This window comes from Desulfosoma caldarium (assembly GCF_003751385.1).
Lineage (GTDB): Bacteria > Desulfobacterota > Syntrophobacteria > Syntrophobacterales > DSM-9756 > Desulfosoma > Desulfosoma caldarium.
This window is the reverse complement of record NZ_RJVA01000002.1, coordinates 1-19,958: the sequence shown is the minus strand read 5'-3', so window position 1 is coordinate 19,958 and position 19,958 is coordinate 1. Positions and strand designations below refer to the sequence as shown.

Sequence of the window (19,958 nt, the reverse complement as noted above, 5' to 3'; positions counted from 1 at the left end):
ATCCCCACAGCAAGGTCGATGCTGAGCGTCCAACGACTCTCCCTTTCCATGGGGGCTCCACCTTGCCGGAGTCTGTGATATCCCCACGGTTCTCATGTCCAGGCCCCTAATCCTGATTGCCACACAGAACGGAACAAGCCCAATACTTATCACGCCGCCCGCCGTTCTTCTCTGAGCTCGAACATGCCCGCCACCTCTTTTAACTTTTCCATGATCTGCTCCAGTTGCTGGGTGACGGCCGCCGTTTCCTGGTTGGTGGCCGCGGCCTACTGGGCCACGGCCGCTATGGCCTGGGCGTGGCCCACCATGCCCCCAAGTGGTGTCGGTCTGGTGGCACGCGGCCTCGTGGATCTGTTCCACCGCATTGAGCTAACCGTCGATCATGTCCGGGATGTTCCGAAAGCGAGCCACCACGCCGTCCACCAGTTCCCTATCCTGGCGGACCGGGCCCACGGCTCCACCGACTGATTCCTGCATGGCAGCTACCAACTGCGTTATTTACACGGAGGGGCGGGCCGAGTTTCGGCCAGGCGGCGCACCTCCTTGGGCACCATGGCAAAGCCCCGGCTGTACTCGCCGGCTCGGGTCGCCTCGATAGCCGCGTTCAGGGCCAGGAGCTGGGTCTGCTCGGGGATGTCCCGGATCAGCTCCACGATCTGCACGATGCGCTCCGAGTTGGTCGAAAGCTCGGCTATGCGCCCCTCGATGACCCGCATCCCTTCCTCAACCCGTTCCAACTCCCGGCTGCCCTCCGCTGCCGCCGCCCAGGTACTCCTCGACGTTTGCGTGCCCTGTTCGGCGGCCCGGGCCACCTGCTGGGCCGCCGCGGTTAGGCTCTCTATGCCACCTAGGAGCCTGTTGCAAAAGTGCCTATTTTTCTCCTGAAAAGCCACTTTCAAAAATTATAAGGACTACCATTAATGGTCACCTAATTTGAGCAATTCTGGCACAAGGAATAGCCGACGATCGTCTCTCTGACCATCGAAGTGTCGATTTTGGCACCCCGATGGCCATCTTTGAGCTACTGACTGGGCAATTTTTTTGTGAATGAGCCCTGATGTTTCGCTTATTGTCAAATTTACGCGATTTTGGAGACACCTCTCCACTTGTAGGTGATTTCTTCGGTGCCGGACTTCCCTTACCCCCAGCAATATCTGGGCGGCGCCCCGCTTTTGTGCCAAAGCCTCTCGAAATGGAGGGCCTCAAAGGTTGCCGTCGTCACTTTCAGCACCACACGGCGGCCGTGACGCACGATCTTAGCGGCCATGTCCAACACCCTACGGCGCAGCGTGGTGGCCTAGCCAACGGGCTCGACCACCGGCGCGCAGACGTCTTGCTTGAAGCTCTCGTAGAGAAAAAAGGCCACCAGCATCGTGTCGAAGAAGGTGGCATTGGGGGCAAAGCGCTTGAAAGGCAGAGGCCGAAATCCTTCAGCGCTCGATGCACCAGCTCCTCACTGCCCCGGCCGTGGTAACCGGCGAGGATCCCTTGCCCTTGAAGCCATGGACCGCATCCAGCCTTGGTGAGCGCTGCATCGATGGCCTGTTCCATGCCCAGGTTGGTGACCACCACCGTGTCGGGCCGGGCAAAAGGGCAGCACCATCTGGGCATCTTGATACAGCGGACGGCAAAACAGCGCTCGACAAAACGACGTCCACTGACCGCACCTTGTGCCAAGCTCCAGGTAGTGCCAGACGTGGTTCCCTTGCCCGTCGCGGCCCCAGGCGGCCTGGTTCCTCTGGCTTTGGGCCACAAATTCCTTGATCGGCTCATAGAGCTTGCCGCCACAGATGTCGCCAATGCTCAAATCTTCAAAAGCCTCGAAAAGCTTCTGGTCAAAAAGTTCGCTGTCCATGCGAACAATGATGGCCACGTCGGCTCGATTAGGCTTGCGGATTCTGGCCATAACATGCCGTACCATCTGCTCCACCGTATTGCCGTTGTTGCTGTGGGCATCTCCGCGACGAAAGACCGCATCGATGATGTGCTTTTGCCACGTCATCTGCAGCGGCTGAAATCCTTTGACACGTTTGTAGGTGGGCTTGACCCCATGGCGTACACGGGCCTCGTCGTTGTCCATGACCATGGTGTCCATGCCCTAAACAATCAGATCGGGCTCTTGCAGCTTAAGACGCCACAAAAACAGCCGCTGCAAAAGATGGCGGCGCAAGTAAATGCGCGGCCACCAAAAAGAGCAGAAGAACCGTTTGACGGCGTGAAAGGAAAACATTCCACCTGGCTCACACTCGATGGCGGCGGCATAGCCCGCGTCCTTGGCCAGGGCGTCTAAGTCGACCAAATGCCGGCTCGTGCCGTCCATAAAAAAACACAGTAGCTGCTTGAAAATCTCGGTGATCGGCTCCCCCTTGCGGCGACGACGCATGGAGCCAAAGAAAGTATCGATCTGCTAAAAAATCTGGATGTTGCCAAGATAGCGAACAAACAGAATCAGACCGCCGCGGCCTGTGAGCGTATCGTGGGTCACCTCAACGCCGTCAATTCTTACTTTGCTTTTTGTCGCGGTTGTGGCACGCGTCATCGCGATGCTTCTATGTTGCGTGGTATGTGATGCGCCCGATCTCGCTACGATCCCACCTCATTAGCCCATTAGGTGGAATTTTTTTGCGCTTAAATCGCTCAATTTAGGTTTTTGAAAGCCGAAGGCTTTCAGCGCCCGGGCGGGGTCGACAGTCGGATTCTCGCTTCGCTGCGCATCCCGGCTAACCGGCAGAGGAGGGGGTTCTGGATCAGTTGCGCCTGCCATCGGTCCGCTAAGATCACCGCAGGAATGACTTGGAGGCCTCACCGGAGGGAATATGGAGCGCGGAAGGCACGCTTAGGCGGGCGCCCCGCGTAAGGCTTACCCGGGGCGGTCGGGATGACGCAAATTCGAAAGATTGTGCGGAAGACCAGTGCCTGGTGCCGTCACGGCCGGCACAAGGGTGTGGCCGGAATCGCCGCCCACTTCGACCGGCTGGCGCAGGAGCGGCGGAAGCGCCGCACCTTCGAGCCCCTGGACCTCTCGCGGCCCGACTGGCCGCGGGGAAGTTAGGTGCCCCGGTTCCAGTAGCGCGCCGCATTGGGGGCCTTTTCGGGGGTGTGAGGATGCCGGCCCGCTTGTTGAGGCAGTACCCTGAAGTTAAAGAGTTGTTCCGTGCGCACATCTGGGAGAAGGTGGAGTGGGAGAAAGAGGGATGCCTTAACGGATCGAGGAGGACGTTCCCACCTGGATAAGGTAGGCTCTCAAACCCCTTGCAGAATGGAACTTGGACGCCGGCCGTGCGCGCGAGAAGGCCTGCGGCGGGGACTGCTGCCTGGAGGAAAGAGCTTGCAACGTGCAGACGAGGAGGCTGCTTGGTCGGCCGCGAGGTTCAATGTCTTTCAGGCGCCCTGCCGCCCCGCCGTTTGCGCCGACTCATACTGGGAGGCCAGCGAAATCAATCAGCGGCTGACGGGGAAGCGGCTTCCAAGGCAGACCTGGGGCATCGAGCGGAAGATTCGCAAAGTGGAGTAGATGATGTGGTCCGGGCCGCCCTATTCGCCAGCAGGTATGGCCAGGTGGCCAAGGATGACGTGCTCGAGGCCATGGTGGCGCCGGTTTCGGCAAGCGTAGGACCGGACGGGCTGACGGCGATTCCGACGGTTGCGGTGTACGATTCCCAAGGATTCCCGACGCAAATCGTGTACCCGGCTCTTGGAGCCCTGGCCCGGGCGGCTTCGGGGCCGCCATTCTGACGCGGACGTCCTCGAAGAAGTTCCTCCTGGCGCGCAAGAAAGGTCGCAGGTTCAACCCTGTCCCGCCAGGCGGCAATTCGGGGCGCCCGCGGAGCGCCGGGGGAAGTTAAGCATTTGGGGTGCGTTTCTGCGGTTCTTTGCATGGCCCGATTACCGGCTGGAGAGGAGCGGGGAGCATGGTCTCCAACAAGAGGGAGATATCGTGGGGCAAAGCCTACCGGCGCTTTACGCCCGGCTGCGTAGTGCTGGTGGGAAGCCAGAAGGACGGTCGCCCCAACGCAATGGCCGCTTCGTGGCAGATGCCCGTCAGCAGGAAGCCGCCCTTGCTGGCAGTGGCCAAGAAGCACCTCACCGCAGAGTACGTTAGGGCGAGCGGAGCCTTTACCCCGAACGTTCCCAGTGCGGCCTTCTGGGACGGGTCCATTTCTGCGGGACCGTGTCCGGAAAAGATGTCAACAACTTTCGGGCCGCCGGGCTGACACCGGTGGCCGGGCGGAAGACCGTGGCCCCCTTGGTGGCGGAGTGCCCCGCGGGGGTGGAGTGCCGTCTGTGGAACACGCATGACGGCGGGAACGACTGGATTTTGGTGGAGGAAGTAGTCGCGGCCGAATGCATCGACGGCCACTGTGGACCTTCCGGGATAGGGAGCTTTTGGCGATACATCACCTGCGAGGCACGGCGTGCGCAGTGGCCGGATTCGCGGCCGAGGTCCAAAGGCTGCAGGATGGGTGGACGGTGGTGGAAAAGCCGGTCGGAGGAATCGGCCGTTCCTGGTCTCCACGAGGACGACCTACGCCCCAGCCGGGGTAACGAGACTGCTCGCCGGGGCAGACGGCCACGAAAGCGTGAACACCGGGCGGTCCTGGGAAGCGTTGACACGAACTCGCGTTCCCAGCTCTGATACCAATAAAACGGTCGGCCTTCAAACGTCCCGGAGGAAGGGTGGGCCTGTGGACTTCGCTGCCCGACTGGAAAAGATTGCCGTCCTAGCGCGCACCATCGAGGAGTACCGGGAACGGCTGATCGAGTATGTGGTGGAGGACGTGGGCTTCAGCCGGCGCGTCGCCGCCTGGGAAATCGGCCTCAGCGTGGAACAGTTCCGTGCCTTTGCCCGCACGCGAGACCTCCTGGCTGAAAGGTCTCCGGTTTGCCGGGAGGACGAGGAAGTGGCCCTCTTACTTCCCTACGACGGAAACACCTGGATGAACACGGCAATCCTTTCCATCTGGTTGGTCGGCAACCGGGTACGGGTCAAGTTTTCCACCAAAGGTTCGCGCATCGCCCGTCTGACCGAGAAAATGTACCGACCGGTGTTCGGGTCCGAGGTCCGCTTTGACCACCGCGGCGGCCGGGAGTTCATGGAGTACGCCCTGCGCCACCCCAAAATCCCGGTGGTATGCATTTTCGGCTCGGACCGGCACGTGCTTCCGTACGACCGCTTGTGCCGCCTGACGGGCAAGAAACTTATTTTTGAAGGCCCGGGCAACGACCCCTTCATCGTCCTGGACGGGGCAGACCTGGACCGCGCCCTGGCGGACCTCATGGACGGCAAGTACCACTATTCGGGCCAGACCTGCGTGGCGCCCGAAAGGGTGCTGGTGCACGAAAGTTTGTACGAAGAGTTCCTGGACAGCTTTGTGGCGGCCACGGAAGGGCTGCACGTGGGACCGCCCTCGGACCCCGAGGCTGACGTCGTGCCCCTGGCCAGCGTGCTGGCCGCGGAAAATATACGGCACCAGCTCGAGGACGCCCGCCGCAAGGGCGGTCGCATCCTCTGCGGCGGCCGGATCGAGGGCCTCCTGGTGTACCCCACGGTTGTGGCCGATGCCATCGAACACATGCTGGGCATGCGCGAGGAGATTTTCGGCCCCGTGAGCTTCGTGGCCCCCTTCGGATTCCCCGAGGAGGCCCTGCGCATCGCCAAAGCGAACCGCTACGGTCTGCGGTCCACCGTTTACGGAGATCCCCAGGAGGCGGGCCTCGTAGGGGCCGTCCTGAGGGGAGACCCGTACCTCAGGGAAGTGCCGGAAATGGTGTTCGGCCGCTTCGGGACCGTGAGCGTCAACGAACCGTGTTCCATATCCTGGCGGGACGCCCTGATTACCAAGCCCATCGGGGGCTACGGATATTCCTGCTGGGTGTGGGAAACGGTCGGGAGTCGCTTCGTTTTAAAGCAGGGGCCGAAGCTCTTCAGTCTGGAAACGTCGCTTCCGCCCGCGGGCGCCCGCGAGGAAGCCCGGGGGGAGATGGGGTGCTGAAAGAGAAAAAGGGGCTGGTTCCATGCGGAGCAGGATCGAGGAGGCCCTGGTTCTGAAGTACCCGCCGGTGGCGGTCCTTCATACGGACGAAAAACCTGACAGGGCCCTGCAGTTCAAGGATGGCCGCTGGGGTTCCGTGGTCGCCCTGCTGATGGGGGCCGCCCGAGGAAGGCCCGCGGCCTTCGACCGTAAGACCTTCGGGTGTCCCGGCGGCGGTACGGGTCTCGGTTTCGGGAACCGGTACGTGGACTTCCCGGGCGGCATCGAGTACTTTCTTTCCACGGGCAATCCAGAATTCTCTGCCGGGGAAGCGGGCAAGGCCCTTTTTAACACGGTGTCGGCGTTGGTGGCCAGGCGCACCAGGCCGATGAGAACGAACATGAGAAGCACCGTGGGCACGCCGAAGGAAATGGGCAGCATGCGCACCAGGTAGGCGGCCTGAGCTTCGGCCCCGCCCACCGGCAGGATCAGGCGCCATTTCAGGCCCCGCCACAGCAGGACGAAATCGACGGCCGTTATGGCCACGGTCTCCGGTATCTCGTGGAGAATCAACTTATACCACTTCATCCTGAGCACGCCCAGAATTGCACCCCCTTTCTATACCGGCAGGGCAGTTCCTGCAGGACCGTCGGTACCAGAAAGCGCGTGATTCGCCATGTTTTTCGTTTCTTCGACGCTCACACCGTTCTTCCTGGTGCGCGCAAAAAAATCGCCGGGTTGCTCACCCGGCCGTTTCGACTCCCGTACAGGACCCCGGGCCCGACGCCCTCTCACCACCTCCACATGCCTTTCCGGACCCCCGCGGCCCGCGGAGGCCCTAAGTCGCCCGCACCGCCGCCCGGCAAAACAGCCGCTGGCCCCTAAGCAACTTCTCCTTCCATCCGACCCCGCCGATAAAGCCGCCCGGCACGCCAGTCCCCCCGCACCACGCGGTGGCAAGGGACCTCCACCCGGGTGCGCTTGGTCCCCAGGGCCCCGCCCACGGCCCGCGCCTGCGCGGGGCCGACCCAGCAGGGTGACCACCTCGCCGTAAAAACGCGGGGCCGCCAGCACCTTCCGAGCTAAAGGCCTGTTCCCCCGCCAGTCCACCTGAACCCCGGCGAACTCCGCCTTGCGGCCCAGGAAATAGTTCCGGAGCGGGACCGCATGCCACTTCCAGTGTGCGTGCCGGAGCCGTAGGACAGGGGCTCCTGCTTCGTAGCGGAACCCGTGTGGGCCACGGCCGCCCACCAGGCCTCCAGCATGGACTCGAGGGTCCGCAGGGCCTCCCCCCCGTCCTCCCACGCCTGGGTGAGGGCCAACAGCCCCAGCGGAGACCAGGCCCCGGTCATCCGGCCGCCGGCCACGACCATCGTTTCGCTGTAGATTGCGTCTTCAACCAACCCGCCCATCCCCTCTCCCTTTGTGCTTATGGGTCGGGAGGCCTTGGCCGCCTCCCCCCGTTTCGGCCCGGCGCACCCACAGCTGCCCAAGGAATTCCCAAACCCGGGACGGGTTGTCTAGCCGGTAGCGGGCCGCAGTGGGCCGGGCCACGGGCGAGACCAGCACCTCGATGCCGCCTTGCCGGCGCACGGTCCGGAAGGCGTCCTCGTCGGTCACGTCGTCGCCGAAGTAAAGGGCCAAGGTCCCCGGGTAATCCGCCAGCAATCCGGCCACGGCCCGGCCCTTGTCCGTGCCTGCCGGCCTGATTTCCAGCACCTTCTTGCCGCCCAGCAGCCGCCACGTGCCCGGCGGGAGGTGGGTACGCGCGAGACGGACGAAACGGCGGCCCACCTCTGCGGCCCGGGAGGGAGCCGCCTGCCGGTAATGAAGTGCCAGGGCCACGCCCTTGTCCTCCAGCACAAACCCCTCTTCTGGCCGCGCCAGCTCATCCGCGGCACCCACCAGATGCCGCAGGGCTTCCCGGAAAGCGGGGTCGCAAATCCGTTCAACCCCTTCGCCCGGGGCGGCCCGCTCCGCGCCATGGACTCCCACCAAATATAGGCCGGCCACAGGCAGGAGGCGGCGCAGCTCCTCCACGGTGCGCCCGCTCACCACCGCCACCTGCCACCCTGGCATGCCGGTTAGCCGCGTTAGTAACTCGACCAGGCCAGGGCCAGGCCGGGCCAGGTCTGGCCGCGCGGCAATGGGCACCAGTGTGCCGTCGTAATCCAACAGGAGGTAGCCCCTTTCGGCGGCGGCCGCGCGCGCCAGAAGGTCTTCCATCAGTTGAGGGCCTCCAGCCCGCGGTCCGCGGCGCCCGTTCTTTTACTTCCCACGACCCAGGAAAGCTGGGCCGGAACCCGCGGCTGGCGTATGACCTGACCGTCCAGAAGGGTTCCCAGAAAACTGCCCATCCACCAGGAAATGTCATACCGGCGCACGCGCTCCTGGAGGGCCCGCATGCGCCGCATCTGCTCGGCCACCGGCATCTCAAAAGCGGCGTGGATTTTGGCCACCATGTCGTCGAGATCATATGGATTAACCAGCAGAGCCTCTTTGAGCTCCTCAGCGGCCCCGGCAAAGCGGCTGAGCACCAGCACTCCCCGGCCGTCGGTTCTGCTGGCCACGTATTCCTTGGCCACTAGGTTTAATCCGTCCCGCAGGGGGGTGACCAGGGCCACGTCCGCGGACGCGTAGTAGACAGCCAGCTCTTCCTGGCTGAAGGCCCGGCAGAAATAGTAAACGGGAAGCCACTGGTCGTCGCTGAAGCGGCCGTTGACGCGCCCCACCGCTTCCTCGACCTTCCTCCTGAGGGTCCGGTAGGCATCCACCTGGGTACGGCTGGGCACCGCAATCTGGATGACGCTGACCCGGCCCTGGTACTCAGGATACCGCTCCCAAAACAGCTCCAGGGCGTGCAGGCGCTCCGGGATGCCTTTACTGTAGTCCAGCCGGTCCACGGCCAGGCCCAGTTGGTCCACGCCCAGCACGCGCCGCAACCGCGCCGCGGCCGGCGCCACGTCGCCCCGGTTCACCAGGGCCCGGAAATAGCCGCAGTCGATGCCCACGGGAAAGGCATGGACCAACACCCTCCTGCGGCCGTATTCCACCCTCAGCCGCTCCCGGTCCACCCGGACCCCGGGCAGGTCCTGGACGCAGGATAGGAAATTGTCTACGTAGGCCGGCGAGTGGAAGCCCACTAGGTCGCTCCCCAGCATGCCCCTCAGGATCTCGCCGGCCCAGGGGAGCACCTGAAAGAAGTCCCGGGGCGGGAAGGGAATATGCCAGAAAAAGCCCAGGCGCTGGTGGGTGAGGACCGGACGCAGGAAGTGCGGCACTAGGGCCAGGTGGTAGTCGTGCACCCAGATGATGTCGTCATCGGCTAGCGTGGCCTGGATCTCGGCGGCAAATTTCCGGTTGACGCGGACGTAGGTCTCCCAGTAGTCCTTCCTAAAATCACACTTCTCCAGAAAGTAATGACACAACGGCCACAGTGCCCGATTGGCAAATCCATGGTAATACCCTGAGACCTCTTCCGCGGACAGGTGCACCTCGCGCCAGCGGTAGCCTGCCTCGGTATCGTCCGTCCCCTCAATCGTGGTATGACCCCCACTCCAGGCCACCCACACCCCCCCGCTGGCCCGCAGCGAAGGCTCGAGGGCCGAAACTAAACCGCCAATGGACCGGACCCTTGATCTTCCCCGCACCACATAGGGCCCGCGATTGGACGCCACAATCAGCTTTCCCGTTGCCATTCTTTCACTCCCCGGTGATCAAACCTCGATGATGACCCGGAAATCGCCTTCTTTCTTTAGGAGCTGACAGTAGGTGGAACCGCGGTTGCGCGCAAATTCCAGGTCCACCCGGCCCTTGCCCACCCGAAGTCCCTCGATGTAAACCTCCTTGAGCCACGAAGGGAGTAGAGGTTTCTTAATCTGCAAACCCTCGGGAAAACAGGTCAGGCCCAGCAGCGCCTGGAGCAACTGGAAAATACTGCTCACGGCCCAGGCCTGCGGATCGCAGGCGATGGGGTAACGCACCGGTCCCCCGATGGCACGCCGAGTAAAGCCGCAGAACAGTTCGGGCAAACGGTTGTATGGAAAATGCAACGAGGCATCGTACAGGCCCGTGGCCAACTGTTCCAGGTATTGGAGGAGGTCGTGGTGCCGCAGCCCCCAGGCGATGATAGTGTTGTCGTGGGGCCAGACCGAGCCATTGTGGTAGCTCATGGGGTTGTAGGCCTTTTCCCGCTTGCCCATGGTGCGAATGCCCCAGCCGGAGTACATGTCCTGCTGGAACAGGCGCTCGGCCACTTTGCGCGCCATTTCCGGCGGTAGGATTCCCGTGAAGAGGCAGTGCCCCATGTTGGAGACCACGGTCGTGACCGGCAGTTTGCGCCCGTCGAGGGCGAACGCCAGGTATTTCCCTAACCAGAAATCCTTCAGAAACTGCGCCCGCAGACGCTCGGCCCACGCCGCCACCTCATTCGCACGGCCCGATTCCCCGAGGACCGTCAACAAACGGGAGGCGTGCCTGAGGGCCAGGTACAGGTAGCCCTGCACCTCCACCAGGGCGATGGGCGGTTCCGGTATCCGGCCCTCGGCGTCCACCACCCCGTCCCAGGAGTCCTTCCATCCCTGGTTGTCCAGTCCCCCCTCGGCCTCCCGGCGATACTCGATGTAACCGTCCCCGTCCAGGTCCCCGTACTCCCGACACCAGGTCAGGCAGCCCTTCAGGGCTTCATGCATTTCTTCAACGAACGTCCGGTCCTGGTCCCAGCAATATAGCTCCCCAAGGAGAATCACGAACCACAACGTGGAGTCCACCGAACCGTAGTAGGGTGTGTGCACAATCTCGCCGCAGGCCGCCATCTCCCCCCGGCGCAGTTCGTGCATTATCTTGCCGGGCTGCTCGTCCCGGGAGGGATCCAGCCGGCGTCCCTGAAAGCGGGCCAGGAACCGCAGTGAACTCCTGGCTATCTCCCGATTGAGCATGAGGGTCTGCCAAGAGCTGACGAGAGCGTCCCGGCCGAAGGGCGCGGCATACCATGGTACGCCGGCCTCCAGAATCCCTCCCTCCGGATAAACCGCAAACAGGCTCCTAAGGTCCGTGGTGGCACGCTTCAGGATCTGGTTGAATACCTGGTTGTCCGTTTCAATCTGGGTGCAATCGCGGGTCCATTTGCGGTAGCTCTTGGCCTGCTGGATAGCTATTGTGGAGAAGGCCACCCCCAGGTGCGCCGGATTCCCCTCCAGGGGCACTGCGGCGTCACCGGCCACACGGGGGGTAACCTGGCAGATGAGGTACACCTTCTTCTGAGGTGGCAGGTGCAGGTAAACAGCGACCTTCGCCCGGCCCTGCTCCAGCCGTATCTGCGCGGGCGCGGGGTCGAAAAAGACTTCGGTGATCCGCACCACGTCGTCTAATCCGCGGTAGCGAAGCTGAAAGGAATTCCTGGTAGCTCGGGGCTCGAGGATTTCCCCGCGCCGCTGTCGGGCCATCCCGGATACTTCGAAGATGTCCACGTAATCCGCGGCGAAGAGGAACCTTAGCGTGATGGTCACCGGAAAAAAATTGAAGTTGATCAGGCGCAGGCGCTGAAAAAGTGCCCCCCGGATGACCCGAAGCAGCCGTAGATGCAGGGTCTGAAGCGGAATCAACTGCCCGTCAACGAGGGAGATCTCCGGGTTGGTGAACTCGAACTGACTGAAGTGGCTTCCCCTGGTCGTGGAGGAAAGCAATACCGGTTTGGCGTCCGCCAGGTACATCTCCAGCCCGCTCAAGTAGCGCGTGTCCCGGTAATAGAGGCCCAGGCCACCCATGTTACCGTCGGGTACCTCTCCCGTGGGCAGCGTCGTGAGGAAAATCTCCCCTTCCTTCAAAACCTCCGTCTTGATCTGGAAATGGCGCGGTACGATGCGCAAGGGACTTATTTCGTCCACCCGACCACTCCCCTCATGGGCCGCCAGTCCAGAACGCGCCGGTAAAGGGAAAGGGTCCTCGCCACCATCAGCTCCTTGGTAAAGGCGCGCTCCACCTCGTGGCGGCCCCGCTCCCCCAGGCTCTTGGCCAGCGCCGGGTCCCTCAGCAGGCTCAAAACGGCCTCTGCCAAAGCCTCGTGGTCTCCCATTGGTACCACCAGGCCGCTCACTCCGTCCTGAACCACCTCCGGCATGCCCCCGGCCCGGCTCACGACCACCGGACGCGCCGTCGCCATGGCCTCCAGCATCACCAGGCCGAAGGGTTCATCGAAACGGGAGGGGTAAACCACGATGTCGGCCGCACGGTACATGGCCGGCATCTCGTGCCAGGGAAGGAACCTGATGTATACGTGTTCTTCCATGTCCAGATCCCGGATCAAGCGGCGTACGGCCTCCACCTCGCCCTGCTGGTAACTGCCCCAGTCTACGGTCTTTTCCGTGCCGGTAAGAACTAGGATGACGTCCGGAAATTCCTTCCTAATGAGGGCTCCCGCCCGCACAACCACGTCGGACCCTTTGGCCAAGCTCATACGGGCCGGATGGAAGATGACGCGCCGTCCGATCAGTTCCGGCGGTCGCTCCCCGTCGCCGGGCCGGAACTTTTCGGTGTCGATACCGTGGTACACCACATCGATACGCGCGGCCGGATAACCCGCCCGGATCAGTTCCCTCTTGATGTAGTTACTGACGGCAATAATGCCATCCCACTGCTCCCTGTATGCGAGCATTTTCTGCCAGAGTAGGTCTTCCCACACATTGTGGGCCGTCAGAAGCAGGGGTATACTCCTACGCCGGCAGATTTCCCCCAGGGCCCGGGCGTGCTCCGGACTAAAGTAGTGCATGTTGTGGACGTGCACCAGCTCCGGCTCCACGTCCCGGATGAAATCCGCCAGCTCCCGGGCGATTTCCTCCCTGTGCGCTACGATGGAAGCTGGGGTCAGGGAATTGAGGTCCATGAGAGGCGTGCGGCGCACGTACATCCCTTGCCAGGACTCCTCGCTGGGCCTCCCGTCCACCGCCCCCGTCAGAAGGGCCACCTGACAGCCGTCCCTCACCAGGTCGGGCCCCAACATGGCTAGGTGGGTCTCCACCCCGCCGATGATGGGCGCAAAAGCCCAGTGCAGCATAGCCACCTTCATCGCTCTACCGCCTCCTCGCCAGATTCCGGTTAGCACTCAGTGAGCTAAAGTGCTAACAGCAAGCATAACATGGCGCCTGAACTTGTCAAGATTGTTATCGTTTTATCTCCTCACAACGGCACCCTACCCCGCGGCTTGAACCCGTCGGAAGGAAAACTTTTAGAAAAGCCCCAGCCGCTAAAATTATTGGATGCGCCGTGCGGAGGAAACATGGCCGGCGAGGGGATATTCTATTTCCGGGGAAAGGCGGTTATGCGGTGAGACTGACGATGTGACCACCAGTGCCGAATGAGCGGCCAAGATCGGGCCGGGCTTCCTGGCCCACGTCCTGTACCGGCTAAAGGCGACCCTGCGCCCCAACGGGGTGAAGGGCATCGAAACCTGGTACGATGCCGCCGTTTACCGGCTCGGGCCTGAACAGGCCGTCATCCAGACCGGCCACTTCTTCACGCCCGTGGTCGACGATCCCTACCTCTTCGGCCAGATCTCGACGGCCAACACCCTCAGCGACCTGTACACCATGGGCGGGGACCCGCTCACGACCATGAACATCGTGTCCTTCCATACCAGGTCCGGGGACCCGGAGCTGCTGGCGGGCATCCTGCGGGGCGGCTTCGATAACCCCAAGGAAGTCGGGGCCGTGTTGCTGGGAGGCCTTAGCGTGGAGGACGCGAAGTCCAAATACGGCCTTGCCGTGACCGGGGTTTGCCACCCTTCACGCGTGATCACCGACGCCGGGGCCAGGCCGGGGAACGTCCTGTTGCTCACCAAACCTGGACACCGCGGTGATCACCACGGCCCGCAAGGCCGAATGCGCCACGCCGGAGCCTTTCCGGGCCGCGGCCGAAGCTATGACGACCCTGAATCGTGAGGCCTCCCTGACCATGCGGGAGGTGGGGGTGCACGCCTTCACCGACATCACAGGGTTTGGCCTATTGGGCCACGCCTTGGTGAGGGCCCGGGCCGGCGGGGTAGCGCAGCGCCTTGCGGCCGGCGCAGTCCCCCTCTTGCCCGGGGCCCGGAACCTGGAGGCTCAGGGTTTCGTCGCCGGGTGAACCTGCACCAACCGGCAGTACCTGACAGGACACGTCACCTTTGAGCCCGCAGTACCGGAGGAACTCCAGATGCTCCCTAACGATCCCCAGACCTCGGGCGGGCTACTGATGGCCGTGGCCTCGGTACGTCTGGCGGCCCTCCTGAACGCGCATTGTCGACGGAACGTGGCCGCGGTCGAGGGCGGCCTGGTGGAGGAGGAATCCAGTCTCCACGTATCATCCCAAACCCCGGCGGGTGGGAAAGACGTGCCCGGCGCGCCCTAGGTCCTGGCTGCTCCGCATAACGGCACACGGGACCAGACCCGGACAGCAGAGGAAAGCTGCCCGCGGACCGGCTCGCGGAGCCGGGCCGCAAAGGGCCGGGCTCCCCCACGCCCGGCAATCCGGTGCTCCGGGCCGGAATCCCAGGACGCGGCCCAAGGTCGTCGCCCAGGCACAGCCAACCGGGGATCACCACGGTACAGCATCTTCGCGGGCGACCTAACACGTTAGGTTCAGCAGCGCCACGCTGCGGTGCGGCGGGCCGAGTTCGTTGTAGACGCGGCAGGCCGCGGCCGTGAAGTCCACGCGCACCTCGAGGCCGTTTTCCTCCAGCTGGTGCTGCGCCTCGGGCGTCAGCCGGATCCGTCCCGTAGCCCTGCCCCTCTATCACGACCACCTCGGGCCGTGCCACCAGTACCCCGTCCAGGCCTGCCGGACTGATGCGGTGGCGCAGCTGCCACCAGACGGTCTCCACCCGGTCCAGATAGATAATCAGGTCTCCCTTGTACCGTTGATGACGATGCTCCAGAAACGAGAAAGTCGTGGATATGGAAACCGGACATGTCACTGCATTCCCCCTTACACACGACCGGCGAGGATGTGGGCGCCCAGGGGAACAGGAAGTGTCCACGGCCTAACCCCGCCCTCGTCGCCGTCCCCCTCGACAACTTGCACGTCCACGCTCAGGCACATCACTCGGGACAGTTAAGAAAGATCGAGGGACCGGTTACAATGCTCTGCCAGCCACGGACATCCTTAACCGTCGTGATCAGGTAAAGCCAGTCCCTGGCCCGGTTCACCGCTACGTAAAACAGGCGCCGCTCCTTTTCTCGTTTGTCGAGGCCCCGGGCGCTGGGGAACCGCCGTTGGTTGAGCCCGATGAGGAAGACCACACGCCCCTCTTTGCCATTGGCGCTGTGGAAGGTCGAAAGCACCAACACATCCTCGGCCGGTTCTTCCTCTGCCAAGCCCTTCAGCACGTAGTCCTGCTCCAGGGAAACGGTGCCGATGAAGTTCTCCAGTGAGCGATAGCGCCGCGCGTCTCCAGCCAACCGCTCGGTGCCCTGCAAGCGGTCCCAATGATCCCCGGGATAGCGCTCCTGGAAGGTTCGGCCGTAGACCCCGTCTAACACGATGGCGATACGTTCGGCCGGGCGCCGGTCTTGAACCGCCGTCACCTTGCGCAGGCACGCCACCAGGTCCGTCCAATCCTTCGCGGCCCGCGGCGGCACCTTCAGCTCCCCCCTGGAGCACCCACTGCGGTGGGAGCGCGGCCGGTCCTCAGCTGGGCCATGAGGGCCTTAAAGGTCGCCTTATACACCCTGCTGCATCACCATAATCCGCTGCCAGAAAACCTCGTCCCGGGGGTGCAGAAGCACCCGCAGCCAAGCTACCACGTCCTCGACGTGAGCCCTTTCCAGAAACTTCAGCCCCCCAGTGACATAGGGGAGGCCACGGGAGACCATTTCCATTTCGAGGTCGAGGGGCACATGGGTGCTCTGGTACAGGACCGCCATCTCCCTCAGCGGGACTCCGGCCTCGTGGTGCTCAGAGAGGCGCTCGGCCACGAAGGCCGCCTCCCGTTAGGAGGGTCCTCGGCCACTACCAGCCACGGCTTTTCCCCGGCCGCGCGCCCGGTGAAGAGTTTTTTGGGGATTTGATTGCGGTTGTGGGCGATGAAGACGTTGGTCAGAGCCACTATTTTCGCCGTGCTGCGGCTGTTCTCCGCCAGCCGCACCACCAGCCAGCCCGGAAAGTAGCTCGGAAATTCCAGGGTGTTGCAGTTTTTGGCATGGCGGAAGGCGTGCATGGACTGGGCGTCGTACTCCACCACGAACTCCGCCGCGCTCAGGCCAAATTCCCCTACGATGGCCCTCTGCACCACGTAGGGGTCCTGCTCCTCGTCCACCAGCACGTGGCGAAAGCGCCGGCTCAGCTGGTCCGCCACCTACGGGTAATTCCGCAGGAGGAACAGCCAGTGCACGCGCAGGTGGTCAGAATCCAGGGCGTTCATCTCTTTCTTCCAATGCTCGTAGAGGACCTCCAACCTCTGTATCAAAACTCGAGGTGCTCCGGGTGCTGGGGGTAGTCCTCGGCCACCGCCGTGGCCAGCGTGGTGCCGGCGTTGCGGGCCCAGCTGATGATTTCTTCGAACAGGCCCCCGGGGACGAAGAGACGCTTCTCCGCCTCCGAGAAGGCCGGTGTGGCGGAGGCCACTCTAGACTGCCCTGATAAGAGCGGCGTTGTTCCCTTCGTCCAGGATTGTGAAAGAAGGGGTACGGTCGAGGAGGTCGGCGTTCTGGCGCAGGAGACGTGCTCCCGGGGCATGGAAGATGCCGATCCACAGGCCGTCCGACCGGGGTTTCAAAAGGTGCGTCAGTCGGGCCTCCATCCCCTCCGCGTCCTTGTTGGTGAATGTTACCAACATGAGATCTCGCGCCGGTAATTCCTCGTCCAGCACACGGGCCGCCCGGCAGGTCAGGGCCCGGGTCTTGCCGGACCGCGGCCCGGCTACGCCCAGAATGGCCAGCGCGTCGCTGAAAACGAGCTTCCACTCGCGCTCCTTCACCTGCGGTTCCAGCCGGACTTTCAGGTGCGACAGGGGCCGCGTCAAAACGTTATCCAAGCGGTCTCCTCCGTTGGTGGTTTTTTAATTAAATCTCACCACGTCCGGGGTCAGTGGGAAACCCGCAATCACCTCAAAATTACCGGACGAAAGCCAGGCGCTACAGGGCCAAGGCCCCTCGCCCCGAGTCAGCTCATTTGCAGGGCCGAAATACCCAGATCCATTCAAAGATACCAGTCCTTTCCGTTCCGCCACGGTGAGGTACCCGTGGTCCTTCGGGATCACACGGGCCGCGACTTCGACCGGCAAGGCCCAGATGCCGAGGAGTTCGGCCACCTCGCCCACCCCAGGCCCCTGAGACCCAGGCGCACCAGGTTCTGCCAGGTTACGGCCACGCCGGGAGTGTATTCCTCGCCGGGCCTCAAAATACCCAGGTTTTCGGCCCCCGCATGCGCCGCATCGAACTCCCGGTCCGGCTCCGTCGGGCCGGCCTCTCCCTCCAATAATCTGAGCTCGGGGGGCGCGAGCCGCAGGCCTGGACGAGCCAGATTAGGAAATCACATTGGGTCAGGGTTTCGTCGGGCGCGAAGTTGGGGCCCCTCACCTGGATGACGTCCACCGCGGGCAGGGTTTGCACCGCCTGCTCCGCCGGGTTCCCAGCCAGGTCCGCGAAAGAAGGCTATTCTTCGTTCGCCATCGGTTGTAGATCGGGCCAGAGCCTGCGCCGGTGAAGGCGTGCACGGCGTCAGGCGCCTCTTCCGTGTCCAGACGGTACACCGGGCACACCAGAACCTATTTGCCCTCGCTGCAGACCCCGGGAGCAACGGGCTGCCGCTCCCAGGCCAGGACCAGCCGGTCCGTGAACATCCCAGCCGCCAGCACCCGGTCCGCCACTCCTTCCGCCGCCGGGAACGATAAGTCCCACCTGCGCAAGCTATAGCTAACCACCCAGCCCCGGACGGCATCCACCTGAATCTTGCCCCCGTTGCCCGGGAAGGGAATGCCGTTTACCACGCGGGCCAACTCGAACCTATAGGCGCGGGGCTGTTCCCGATCCGTGGCCAGAGTTTCGCGGACCTCACGCTGGGGCACCACCTGTCGTTCTCACAAGGCGTCGAAATACGGGCCCGCCGCCTTTTCCAGGAATTTGCGGGCTATTTCTCGGACCTCCACTTCCCCGCAACGGGGTTCTTTCTCGCGGGTCGGTTGGTAGTCGTCATGGTTGTAAACCACCATCAGGCCGGTTTAGGCATCGACATGGACTCGGGTATGGCCTTGTTCCAGGCTTCCCTCCCAGTGGAAGCTCCAGAGTTTCTCCTCCGGGTGGGTCCAGTCGCGCTCCAGGTAATTCCCCTGCATTTCGTAGCCCTCCGGGAGGTTGATCACGTCAGGGCCCGGGCCCGAGCCACTTCCCGGCCCAACAGCCTTTCCATCTCGCCGACCGCCTTTTCCTCGGCCGGGGTGAGTACGACCTCCTGGGTTCGAGCTTCGTCGCGACCGCCGCCGTGGACGTCGAATTCCGGGTAAATCATCTGACCAAGCATATGTCCTCGCCGCTTAATGCGTCGACCATCACAGAACGGTCCCGTTGGGCGTAAACAACTCTACCGGCGGCCGCTCAGCCGGTTGGGCAGGCGGACGCCCGTAAATCAATCCCACGCCGGCCCTGCCCTCCCAGATGGCGGCAGCGCGTTCCATCGCGATGGCTCTCGCGGGAGGGGGAAACTCCAGTTCGCGGTCCCAGGTGCTATAGAGGCTGCGCACCTTAGCCGTATCTCCGTCCACCTCCAGGCGGGCCTAGATCTCCCGGAAGGGCACGCCGTTGACCACCCCCACGAAGGAAAAGTGATAGGTGACCGGTGAGCGCATCCGCAGGTTACCCTAAAGCGCATCCTGGCCCTACAATTCCTGGCGGAAAGACTCGCCATACCGGGGCAGTATTCGGCCCAGGAAATCCTCTGCCACGGCCTTGACCTGGTCGCGGCTCAAGCGAGGAAGCCCGCGCCGGTGGCCCGGGTCGGCTTTCGGGGCCAAGATTCATAGTACTCCCGTCCGGGCATTTACCCGAGCCTGGACGCCACCTTAGCCCGGCAGCCGGTCCTCCCACCGTAAATTCCAAATCTCCACTCTGCCGTCTTCGGAATAGCCGGGTTGGAATTCCGTCAAAGCGGCCGGCATGTTTACTATCCGCTTTACAGTGGCAATGGCCTGCTCCAGGGTGACCCTTGCACCGTCCGCCCCGGCCGGCGTCTCGTCAATGCCGCCCTACCCCTCGCTAGGGCTCCGCTGCCGCCGGGGCCACACCCGCCGCCAGACCGTTTTGCCCCCAATGCCGCCTTTGACTCCACGATGCTGGTGTCCTTTTTTCTCTCCGAGAAATTCAAGCACGACGTCTGCGCGCCATTGGTCGAGCCCGTTGGCTAGGCCACCACGAGGCGCTCTAGGGTGATGGACATCGGCGCCAAGACCGTGCGTCACGGGCGCCGTGTGAGGCTGAAAGTGACGACGGCAACTTTTGAGGCTCTCAATTTCGAGATGATTTGGCAAAAAGGGGGCGCCGCCCAGATATTACTGGGAGTGAAAGACGTGCAGCGCCTAAGAGATAACCTGGAAGAGGTGAAGTGTCTCCAAAATGGCGTAAATTTGGCGATATACTAAATTTCAGGGCGCATTCAGAAAGAAAACGCACTGTCAGTAGCTGAAAGATGGCCATCGGGGTGCCAAAATCGATACTTCGATGGTCAGGCAGACGATCGCCTGCTCTCTGTTACGCCAGAATCGCAAGATTACGCTACTAAAGATCTTCAGCAGTGCCTCGGTCGTCTAAATGACCCATTCGGAAATCTTTATCTTCGGGTGGTTTCCCATGGCCACCACCACTTCCTTCATGTTGGGGAGCTGGGCAATGCAACCCTCGGTGCAACCGGAGCCGAAGAACTTGCCTTGAGGGCTTCCTGGCGACGCCGTTGCACGTCTTCAGCCGAACAGTCGCAATAGTAGGCGTGCCCTGTGTCCAAAAGCTTTTGTAGGTATTCTCGGTA

22 protein-coding genes and 2 pseudogenes are annotated in these 19,958 nt (G+C 62.9%); 8 read left to right on the top strand and 16 right to left on the bottom strand.

Features of this window, described 5'->3' with window-relative positions; genetic code table 11:
- Nucleotides 1-494: 494 nt before the first annotated feature.
- From EDC27_RS15860 to EDC27_RS00565, 3 genes are all read right to left on the bottom strand, one after another.
- Nucleotides 495-812 carry a methyl-accepting chemotaxis protein gene (locus EDC27_RS15860; protein WP_281273094.1) on the bottom strand — a complete coding sequence of 106 codons (318 nt, stop codon included), beginning with the start codon at nucleotides 810-812 and terminating at the stop codon, nucleotides 495-497.
- Between the two features lie 641 nt (nucleotides 813-1,453).
- Entirely contained in the window at nucleotides 1,454-2,080 is a 627-nt protein-coding gene (locus tag EDC27_RS00570) for a transposase (RefSeq protein WP_170161490.1), read from the bottom strand.
- 18 nt (nucleotides 2,081-2,098) lie between these two features.
- Nucleotides 2,099-2,320, bottom strand: coding sequence for a hypothetical protein (locus EDC27_RS00565; RefSeq protein WP_148045618.1), 222 nt, complete (start codon nucleotides 2,318-2,320; stop codon nucleotides 2,099-2,101).
- Between the two features lie 939 nt (nucleotides 2,321-3,259).
- Here EDC27_RS00565 and EDC27_RS16995 point away from each other — a divergent pair.
- The 6 genes from EDC27_RS16995 to EDC27_RS00540 all read left to right on the top strand — a co-directional run bounded on the left by EDC27_RS16995 (nucleotide 3,260) and on the right by EDC27_RS00540 (nucleotide 6,426).
- On the top strand, nucleotides 3,260-3,514 hold the full coding sequence (locus EDC27_RS16995; RefSeq protein WP_407923339.1) for a DUF429 domain-containing protein: 255 nt from the start codon (nucleotides 3,260-3,262) through the stop codon (nucleotides 3,512-3,514).
- Between the two features lie 44 nt (nucleotides 3,515-3,558).
- Nucleotides 3,559-3,735 carry a hypothetical protein gene (locus tag EDC27_RS16990; protein WP_407923338.1) on the top strand — a complete coding sequence of 59 codons (177 nt, stop codon included), beginning with the start codon at nucleotides 3,559-3,561 and terminating at the stop codon, nucleotides 3,733-3,735.
- A gap of 176 nt (nucleotides 3,736-3,911) precedes the next feature.
- Nucleotides 3,912-4,214, top strand: coding sequence for a flavin reductase family protein (locus tag EDC27_RS00555; RefSeq protein ID WP_123288679.1), 303 nt, complete (start codon nucleotides 3,912-3,914; stop codon nucleotides 4,212-4,214).
- Nucleotides 4,172-4,636 (top strand): flavin reductase family protein, encoded by a 465-nt coding sequence (locus EDC27_RS16985; RefSeq protein WP_170161489.1) that lies wholly within the window; start codon nucleotides 4,172-4,174, stop codon nucleotides 4,634-4,636. Before EDC27_RS00555 ends, EDC27_RS16985 begins: the two co-directional genes overlap by 43 nt.
- Before the next feature lie 49 nt (nucleotides 4,637-4,685).
- Entirely contained in the window at nucleotides 4,686-5,993 is a 1,308-nt protein-coding gene (locus EDC27_RS00545) for an aldehyde dehydrogenase family protein (protein ID WP_170161488.1), read from the top strand.
- Between the two features lie 22 nt (nucleotides 5,994-6,015).
- On the top strand, nucleotides 6,016-6,426 hold the full coding sequence (locus EDC27_RS00540; protein WP_123288676.1) for a DUF169 domain-containing protein: 411 nt from the start codon (nucleotides 6,016-6,018) through the stop codon (nucleotides 6,424-6,426).
- Between the two features lie 427 nt (nucleotides 6,427-6,853).
- Here EDC27_RS00540 and EDC27_RS16980 read toward each other — a convergent pair.
- The 5 genes and pseudogenes from EDC27_RS16980 to EDC27_RS00515 all read right to left on the bottom strand — a co-directional run.
- A pseudogene (locus tag EDC27_RS16980) lies at nucleotides 6,854-6,982 on the bottom strand (MGMT family protein); the annotation flags it as partial.
- Nucleotides 6,983-7,367: 385 nt separating this feature from the next.
- Nucleotides 7,368-8,198 (bottom strand): trehalose-phosphatase, encoded by an 831-nt coding sequence (gene otsB, locus EDC27_RS00530; protein WP_123288675.1) that lies wholly within the window; start codon nucleotides 8,196-8,198, stop codon nucleotides 7,368-7,370.
- Nucleotides 8,198-9,670, bottom strand: a complete 1,473-nt coding sequence (locus tag EDC27_RS00525; protein ID WP_123288674.1) for an alpha,alpha-trehalose-phosphate synthase (UDP-forming) — start codon at nucleotides 9,668-9,670, stop codon at nucleotides 8,198-8,200. Before EDC27_RS00525 ends, otsB begins: the two co-directional genes overlap by 1 nt.
- An 18-nt stretch (nucleotides 9,671-9,688) precedes the next feature.
- Nucleotides 9,689-11,857 carry an amylo-alpha-1,6-glucosidase gene (locus EDC27_RS00520; protein WP_211334710.1) on the bottom strand — a complete coding sequence of 723 codons (2,169 nt, stop codon included), beginning with the start codon at nucleotides 11,855-11,857 and terminating at the stop codon, nucleotides 9,689-9,691.
- Nucleotides 11,845-13,035 carry a glycosyltransferase family 4 protein gene (locus EDC27_RS00515; RefSeq protein ID WP_123288673.1) on the bottom strand — a complete coding sequence of 397 codons (1,191 nt, stop codon included), beginning with the start codon at nucleotides 13,033-13,035 and terminating at the stop codon, nucleotides 11,845-11,847. Before EDC27_RS00515 ends, EDC27_RS00520 begins: the two co-directional genes overlap by 13 nt.
- A gap of 301 nt (nucleotides 13,036-13,336) precedes the next feature.
- On the opposite strand from EDC27_RS00515, the pseudogene selD reads away from it, so the two are divergent.
- Nucleotides 13,337-14,354 (top strand): annotated as a pseudogene (gene selD / locus EDC27_RS16635) (selenide, water dikinase SelD).
- Nucleotides 14,355-15,043: 689 nt separating this feature from the next.
- Here the strand turns inward: selD and EDC27_RS00500 are convergent.
- From EDC27_RS00500 to EDC27_RS15850, 7 genes are all read right to left on the bottom strand, one after another.
- The gene (locus EDC27_RS00500) at nucleotides 15,044-15,583 is read right to left on the bottom strand and encodes an ATP-dependent helicase (RefSeq protein ID WP_170161487.1); all 540 of its coding nucleotides are present in this window, start codon (nucleotides 15,581-15,583) and stop codon (nucleotides 15,044-15,046) included.
- 81 nt (nucleotides 15,584-15,664) lie between these two features.
- Nucleotides 15,665-15,919 (bottom strand): 3'-5' exonuclease, encoded by a 255-nt coding sequence (locus EDC27_RS00495; RefSeq protein WP_123288670.1) that lies wholly within the window; start codon nucleotides 15,917-15,919, stop codon nucleotides 15,665-15,667.
- On the bottom strand, nucleotides 15,874-16,299 hold the full coding sequence (locus EDC27_RS00490; RefSeq protein ID WP_123288669.1) for a UvrD-helicase domain-containing protein: 426 nt from the start codon (nucleotides 16,297-16,299) through the stop codon (nucleotides 15,874-15,876). Before EDC27_RS00490 ends, EDC27_RS00495 begins: the two co-directional genes overlap by 46 nt.
- 107 nt (nucleotides 16,300-16,406) lie before the next feature.
- The gene (locus tag EDC27_RS15855) at nucleotides 16,407-16,568 is read right to left on the bottom strand and encodes a hypothetical protein (protein ID WP_170161486.1); all 162 of its coding nucleotides are present in this window, start codon (nucleotides 16,566-16,568) and stop codon (nucleotides 16,407-16,409) included.
- Nucleotide 16,569: 1 nt separating this feature from the next.
- Nucleotides 16,570-16,977, bottom strand: coding sequence for a UvrD-helicase domain-containing protein (locus EDC27_RS00485; RefSeq protein ID WP_123288668.1), 408 nt, complete (start codon nucleotides 16,975-16,977; stop codon nucleotides 16,570-16,572).
- 732 nt (nucleotides 16,978-17,709) lie between these two features.
- Nucleotides 17,710-18,009, bottom strand: a complete 300-nt coding sequence (locus EDC27_RS00475) for a hypothetical protein (protein ID WP_148045617.1) — start codon at nucleotides 18,007-18,009, stop codon at nucleotides 17,710-17,712.
- A 290-nt stretch (nucleotides 18,010-18,299) separates the two neighbouring features.
- Nucleotides 18,300-18,449, bottom strand: coding sequence for a hypothetical protein (locus EDC27_RS15850; RefSeq protein WP_170161485.1), 150 nt, complete (start codon nucleotides 18,447-18,449; stop codon nucleotides 18,300-18,302).
- A gap of 913 nt (nucleotides 18,450-19,362) precedes the next feature.
- On the opposite strand from EDC27_RS15850, the gene EDC27_RS00465 reads away from it, so the two are divergent.
- A complete protein-coding gene (locus EDC27_RS00465; RefSeq protein ID WP_148045616.1) occupies nucleotides 19,363-19,575 on the top strand; it encodes a hypothetical protein in 213 nt (70 codons plus the stop codon).
- Between the two features lie 227 nt (nucleotides 19,576-19,802).
- On the opposite strand, the gene EDC27_RS16835 is transcribed toward EDC27_RS00465, so the two are convergent.
- Nucleotides 19,803-19,958, bottom strand: a 156-nt coding sequence (locus EDC27_RS16835) for a glutamate--tRNA ligase family protein (RefSeq protein ID WP_148045615.1), incomplete at its 5' end; no start/stop codon positions are given.

Coding starts and splice junctions, on each gene's coding strand:
- EDC27_RS00570 (WP_170161490.1), bottom strand. CDS start 2,080: ATGGACAACGACGAGGCCCGTGTACGCCATGGGGTCAAGCCCACCTAC.
- EDC27_RS00565 (WP_148045618.1), bottom strand. CDS start 2,320: ATGGACGGCACGAGCCGGCATTTGGTCGACTTAGACGCCCTGGCCAAG.
- EDC27_RS16995 (WP_407923339.1), top strand. CDS start 3,260: ATGGAACTTGGACGCCGGCCGTGCGCGCGAGAAGGCCTGCGGCGGGGA.
- EDC27_RS00555 (WP_123288679.1), top strand. CDS start 3,912: ATGGTCTCCAACAAGAGGGAGATATCGTGGGGCAAAGCCTACCGGCGC.
- EDC27_RS00540 (WP_123288676.1), top strand. CDS start 6,016: ATGCGGAGCAGGATCGAGGAGGCCCTGGTTCTGAAGTACCCGCCGGTG.
- otsB (WP_123288675.1), bottom strand. CDS start 8,198: ATGGAAGACCTTCTGGCGCGCGCGGCCGCCGCCGAAAGGGGCTACCTC.
- EDC27_RS00525 (WP_123288674.1), bottom strand. CDS start 9,670: ATGGCAACGGGAAAGCTGATTGTGGCGTCCAATCGCGGGCCCTATGTG.
- EDC27_RS00515 (WP_123288673.1), bottom strand. CDS start 13,035: ATGAAGGTGGCTATGCTGCACTGGGCTTTTGCGCCCATCATCGGCGGG.
- EDC27_RS15850 (WP_170161485.1), bottom strand. CDS start 18,449: ATGATTTACCCGGAATTCGACGTCCACGGCGGCGGTCGCGACGAAGCT.